This window comes from Frankia canadensis (genome assembly GCF_900197875.1).
Classification (GTDB): Bacteria; Actinomycetota; Actinomycetes; order Frankiales; family Frankiaceae; genus Frankia; species Frankia canadensis.
Map to the genome: position 1 here is coordinate 1 of NZ_FZMO01000239.1, position 5,625 is coordinate 5,625.

A 5,625-nucleotide genomic window follows, 5' to 3' on the forward strand; every position below is an offset into this window, starting at 1 on the left:
AACGCGCGCGACGGAACATTCCCGCAATTCACGTAAAATAACATTGAAAATGCTCACTCTACGTGATGAAGTACATACCCGAGGTCGTGACAGCGCCCTGGCGACGGCGGCGTCTCCCCCCAATAACGCATCCGACATGCCGGAAATAGTACGCGGTAGGCCCGCCGCTGCCACCGCGTATCGCCGGCTTCGTCGTCCCAGCAGATCAGCAACGGCAGCGGAACGGCAGCGGTTTCGGCCGGTCAGGCACCCTGGGCACCACACGGAGCCCACACTCCGGATATCCGCCGCCAGATCCCCGAAAATCGGACGCATCATGTCCGCATCTCCTAAGCGCGGCGGTTCCCCAATGACCAGCAGTCATTAGGGCGACGTGGTAATCCAAGGGCCATCCAAATACCGGATGCGAGGATTGCACCGGGCGACTGGTGGCGCGTTCGCCGTCCTCCCGTCAATCTCATCTGTATGACCGCGCCCACCAGTAGCCCCCGCCCCCGACTCCACATCAAGCCGGGTACGACCTGGTCCGAAGCGTTCAGCCGATGCCGGGAGACCGCGCCGGAGGCGTTCGACGAGGACGGCCGCCTCCGTAATCTCTGGGGAGGGCAATGGCACCGCAGTGGCACTCCTCTGCACAGCCTGTCGCCCATTGACGGCACGCCGATCGCCGGCCCGCCGATGATGGAGCAGGATGAGGCCCGCGAGGCGATCCGCGCGGCCCTCGATGACCACAAGGAGTGGCGTGACGTCGCCCTGAGCGAGCGCAAGGCGCGTGTGCGCGCGGCGGTCGACGCGATGGACGCCCACCGTGAGCTGCTCGCCCTCCTGCTCGTGTGGGAGATCGGCAAGCCGTGGCGGCTGGCCCTCACCGACGTCGACCGCGCCCTCGACGGCGTCCGCTGGTACCTGGACGGCATCGACACGATGATCGACGGCCGCGGCCCGCTGCCCGGCCCGGTCAGCAACATCGCGAGCTGGAACTACCCGATGAGCGTGCTCATGCACGCCATGCTCGTCCAGATGCTCGCCGGCAACGGCACCATCGCCAAGACGCCGACCGACGGCGGCGCCGCCTGCCTCACGCTCGCCAGCGCGCTGGCCCGCCGCGAGGGCCTGCCCGTGTCACTGGTGTCCGGCTCGGGGTCGCGGCTGTCGGGTGCGCTGGTGCGCGCGCCGGAGATCGGCTGCCTCGCGTTCGTCGGCGGCCGGTCCGCGGGTGGGCAGGTCGCGGCCGCCCTGGTCGACACCGGCAAGCGGCACTTCCTCGAGCAGGAGGGCCTCAACGCCTGGGGAATCTGGGAGTTCTCCCAGTGGGACGTGCTCGCCGCCCACCTGAGGAAGGGCTTCGAGTACGGCAAGCAGCGCTGCACGGCCTACCCCCGCTATGTGGTCCAGCGTCAGCTGTTCGACCAGTTCCTCGAGATGTACCTGCCGGTGGTCCGGTCGGTGCGGTTCGGGCACCCGCTGGCCGTCGAGGCCGATGACGACCCGCTGCCCGAGCTGGACTACGGCCCCGTCATCACCGCCGACAAGGCCACCGAGCTCGCCGCGAAGGTCGACGAGGCAATCGCCAAGGGCGGCGTGCCGCTCTACCGGGGCGACCTCGCCGACGGCCGGTTCCTCGACCATCAGGACACCGCCGCCTACGTGCCCCCGGTGGCGATCCTGCACCCGCCGGCGTCGTCCGCCCTGCACCACGCCGAGCCGTTCGGCCCAGTCGACACGATCGTCATCGTCGACTCCGAGGCGGAACTTCTCGCCGCGATGAACGCCTCCAACGGCGCGCTCGTCGCCTCCCTGGCCTGCGACGACGAGTCCCTCGCCGGGCGCCTGTCCGGTGAGCTCGCCGCCTTCAAGGTCGGGGTGAACAAGCCTCGCTCCCGCGGCGACCGGGACGAACCGTTCGGCGGCCGCGGCGCGTCGTGGAAGGGCGCGTTCGTCGGCGGCGCCCACCTGGTCCGCGCCGTCACTGTCGGCCCGGACCCGAACGAGCGCCTCGTCGGCAACTTCCCCAGCTACTCCCTCTTCCCCGAGGTCTGACGTCCCACAACATCCGACCTCCGTCGGGCCCTGGCCCAGACGACCGCTCGTCGCCGGCCGGCGACGTCGATCGCCAGCGCCACCCCTAGCCGGCGCTCGCGACCGGGCCGTCCGCGTACGGCTCGGTCGCGGCGCCCGCCTCCGGCCACGCAAGCCATCCCTGTTCGTACAGTGCCGTCCACGCAGCCCGCACATGACTGTCCGTGAACATGTGCCCCTTCCGCGGCGACCGCGCACGCACACGCCGCGCGGCTTGGACCGGATCCTCGCGGACCTCCGGGTTCTCCTGGACGGTCCAGTGCACGCCGGCCAGAAGCTCCAGGCCATATGCGGACTCGAAACCTTCGATCAGATCGAGGACGCGCCCCAGCCGCCTGGTCCGCTCAGGGTGACCGGACAACACCGCGGCCGCGAGCGCGTCCGCGCCGGGCACCACACGGATCGGCTCCGCCTCCTGGACTCGCGCACCACCGTCAGCGAACCCGACAAGGTAGTGGCCCTCAAGACTGATCAAGGCGTGGCTCAGGTTGTCCGCGTACGGCCCGTGCTGCGCACGGCGAAAGTCCAGCCGCAGAGACTCGCCCGCAACCTGAAGGAAGTAGAGCAGCTTCTGCACCTCGACGAGCGACGCGCCGGAGGCACACTCGACGTATGTGTTGATCAGTCGAACCACCACCGCCCGGGCCGGCGTCATCTGCGGCCGTCTCGCCCGGGTAGTTGCCAGGTCCGCCGCCGAAGGTCCGGAAGGCGGGTACAACAGAACGAGAACGTCCGGATCAAGAGCCGCCAGGGCATCCCGTATCCGCGGCTCGACCTCGCCCCAGTCCAGACCGCCATGGCCACACCCCAGCGGGGGCACGGCCAGCGACCGTATCCCGAGCTCACGCGCCACGCGGACGAGGTCGACCAGGCCCCGTTCCACATCCGCGAGACGGGAACGGGATCTCCAATGGGCCTTGGTCGGGAAGTTGATCACGTACCTGGGACCTGTCATCGCGCCCGTCGGCCAGACTTGCACACGACCAAGTTCGATCTGCCCTGCCTTGGCCGCGCCCTGGTACTCGTCGAACATCGCGGGATACGCCCGGCGGAACTGCAACGCAATGCCCTTGCCCATCACGCCGGTGGTGTTGACGGTGTTGACCAGCGCATCGACATCGGCGTCGAGCAGATTGCCAGCCGCCTCCGTGATCATGACCGTCATCCCATGCCTCAGAAGTACCAACCTGGTCTGACCACCGTCGAGACCCTCACACCCACCGTAGCGAGCACCTCCCGGGCCCGCCGAGCCTGGGTCAACGAGTGGACCACAATCTGCGTGAAGGCAACGGCGGGAACCCGTTCGTGGACGAGGCACTCAGCCATCCGACGTTCCCGCCGGTCGGGCTCGTCGTCGCTCTTCGCCCAGTGCGTCGCCCTCATCAGATCCCAGTCGACGAGCGCGTCGAGCTCGCCGTCATCTCTTCGACCGGCCCCGAGCACGCAAGGCACGAACCTGTAAGGGTATGCCGCGCTATGCAGCCAAATGACGACACCCAGCAAAGAGCCTGAGGGTGGACCCGGCTCAGCGAGGGTCGGACAGGCCGTGGTCGGCGAGGGGGCCGAGGCGCAGGCCGGCGTCGTCGCAGCGGGCGGCGAGCTCGGGCAGAGCGCCCAGGGCGCTGCGCCAGGCGCCGGGGGCCGAGGTGCAGTCGCAGTCGTGCAGCAGGACCGTCGCGCCGCCGCGCAGGTCGGGGGCGAGGGTGGCCAGCACGCTGCGCGGGGTCGCCTCGGCGGTCCAGTCCTTGCCCCACGCCGACCACAGCACGGGAGTCAGCTCCAGCCCGCGGGCCGCGACCAGCAGGCCGGCGGAGAGGACGCCGTGCGGCGGGCGGACGAAGCGGGGCAGGCGACCGGTGGTCTCGGCGATGAGGTCACGGGTGCGGGCGAGCTGGTCGTGGGTTGATCGCGGGCCGCGCAGCAGCATCGGGCGATGGTCCCAGCCATGCACGGCGAGCTCGTGGCCGGCGGCGACCATCTCGCGGGCCAGGCCCGGGGAGCGCTCCAGCAGGCCGCCGAGCATGAAGAAGGTGGCGCGCACCTCGAGCTCGGCGAGCACGTCGAGGAAATGCGGCGTCGACGCCGGATCCGGCCCGTCGTCGAAGGTGAGCGCGACATGGTCGGCCGCGCCGATGCCCGCCAGGCCCGGGGCCACCCGCAGCCGCAGCCGGCGCAGCGTGGTCAGCGACGGCAGGCCGTAGCCGAGCCCGGCCGTGGCGGCCAGCGTCACCGCCGCGCCCGCGGCGCGACGGCCCCCGGCGTTCCCGCGCGTCGTGACGGACCGCGTCATAGCGCAAACTCTGCCACATCTGCGGTGGCAGCCCGACCGCCACCCCGGAAGTCCTGATCATCTCCTGGATCGGCCTCGACCAGAACGCCGAGGAGGAGGCCGATTTCCCGCGGAGGGGAAGCGCGTGCGGGGGAAGGCGGCGCCGGGTCGCGAACTCCGCGCTTCGTGTCCGGTTTGTCCACGAATGCGCGACACGGGCCGCCGCGACGTTGCCATCACGCTGCCACGATCCGCTACGACGACGACCGGGAAGATCACGATTCCACCCGGGTGGCGCCTGGCCGTCATCCGGGGCAGGACGATCATGGGCAGCGCACCGGGCGTGAATGAGGAGCGCACGCAGGAGCGTCCAGGCATCCACCGCAAGACGCGCAGCTCCGGCATGCCGGAATCGGTGATGTGCGGCGTAGTCGGCATACATTTTCTCCGAGCTTGCTTCCTCCTCCATCTCGGCGCCGCCACGAACGAGCGTCCGACTGACCCCGCCGGTCCACCGGTCCACCGGTCCACTGATTCGCCGATCCGTCCGGAAGGGCCTCTTGACGTCCTCCCTCGTCTGAAGCTGAAGGCGGGGGATTCCAACTCCTACACATCCACCAGAGGGGGTGCGCGGTGTTGAGGTTCACGGTTCACGGGCACGGCCGACGCCGTGCCTCCCCGCGCGGTCACCGCACGTCCTGCGGCGATGTTCACTGCTGCGTTGACGTCCGCGTTGGCCGTGTGCCCGCAGGCGACGCACCGGAATACCGCTTGGCTCTCGCGGTTCCCAGGCGCCGTATGCCCACAGGCCGAGCAACGCTGAGACGTGTAGAAGGCCGGGACCTTTTCGACCCGGCCGGGGGCTTTCTGTTCGAGACGGTGGACCAGACATCCCCAGCCGGAGCCGAGGATCGACCGGTTCAACCCGGCTTTCCGCCGGACGTTGCGGCCCGGCATCTCCACGGTGCCCCGGGCCGACCGGGTCATACCCAGGATGTTTATATCCTCGACACGGATCAGATCGTACCGCCGTGCCAGGCCGGTGGAGGTTTTTTCGATCCAGTCCTTCCGCCGGTCGGCTTCCCGCGTTTTCACCCGGGCGATCCGCACTTTCACCCGGGCGCGCCGGTTACCGCCCCGCCTGGCCCTGGCGAGCTGGCGTTGCAGCCGTGCGGCCTCGCCGGGTCGCAGCCCGGGGCAGTGCAGAAGCTCACCGGTCGACAGGGCGGCCGAGACCTTCACACCCCGGTCGACGCCGACGACGGTGCCGGTACCGG

The 5,625-nt window shown here is 69.8% G+C and carries 5 protein-coding genes; 1 reads left to right on the forward strand and 4 read right to left on the reverse strand.

Translation table 11 applies throughout. The features are described 5' to 3' along the window. Window positions 1-465 precede the first annotated feature (465 nt). The gene (locus C1A33_RS18925) at window positions 466-2,040 is read left to right on the forward strand and encodes an aldehyde dehydrogenase family protein (RefSeq protein ID WP_101832793.1); all 1,575 of its coding nucleotides are present in this window, start codon (window positions 466-468) and stop codon (window positions 2,038-2,040) included. 85 nt (window positions 2,041-2,125) lie between these two features. Here C1A33_RS18925 and darG read toward each other — a convergent pair whose 3' ends face one another. From darG to C1A33_RS18945, 4 genes are all read right to left on the reverse strand, one after another. Continuing rightward, the gene (gene darG, locus C1A33_RS18930) at window positions 2,126-3,235 is read right to left on the reverse strand and encodes a type II toxin-antitoxin system antitoxin DNA ADP-ribosyl glycohydrolase DarG (RefSeq protein WP_101832795.1); all 1,110 of its coding nucleotides are present in this window, start codon (window positions 3,233-3,235) and stop codon (window positions 2,126-2,128) included. 17 nt (window positions 3,236-3,252) lie between these two features. Then, window positions 3,253-3,522: a DarT ssDNA thymidine ADP-ribosyltransferase family protein gene (locus tag C1A33_RS18935; RefSeq protein WP_115537979.1), complete on the reverse strand. Its 270-nt coding sequence runs from the start codon at window positions 3,520-3,522 to the stop codon at window positions 3,253-3,255. Between the two features lie 82 nt (window positions 3,523-3,604). Continuing rightward, window positions 3,605-4,369 (reverse strand): polysaccharide deacetylase family protein, encoded by a 765-nt coding sequence (locus tag C1A33_RS18940; RefSeq protein WP_101832794.1) that lies wholly within the window; start codon window positions 4,367-4,369, stop codon window positions 3,605-3,607. Window positions 4,370-4,954: 585 nt separating this feature from the next. After that, a partial coding sequence (locus C1A33_RS18945) for an RNA-guided endonuclease InsQ/TnpB family protein (protein ID WP_133150726.1) occupies window positions 4,955-5,625 on the reverse strand: 671 nt, incomplete at its 5' end.

What these genes read in the sequence shown, in the direction of transcription:
- C1A33_RS18925 (WP_101832793.1), top strand. Translation starts at nt 466, where the DNA reads ATGACCGCGCCCACCAGTAGCCCCCGCCCCCGACTCCACATCAAGCCG.
- darG (WP_101832795.1), bottom strand. Translation starts at nt 3,235, where the DNA reads ATGATCACGGAGGCGGCTGGCAATCTGCTCGACGCCGATGTCGATGCG.
- C1A33_RS18940 (WP_101832794.1), bottom strand. Translation starts at nt 4,369, where the DNA reads ATGACGCGGTCCGTCACGACGCGCGGGAACGCCGGGGGCCGTCGCGCC.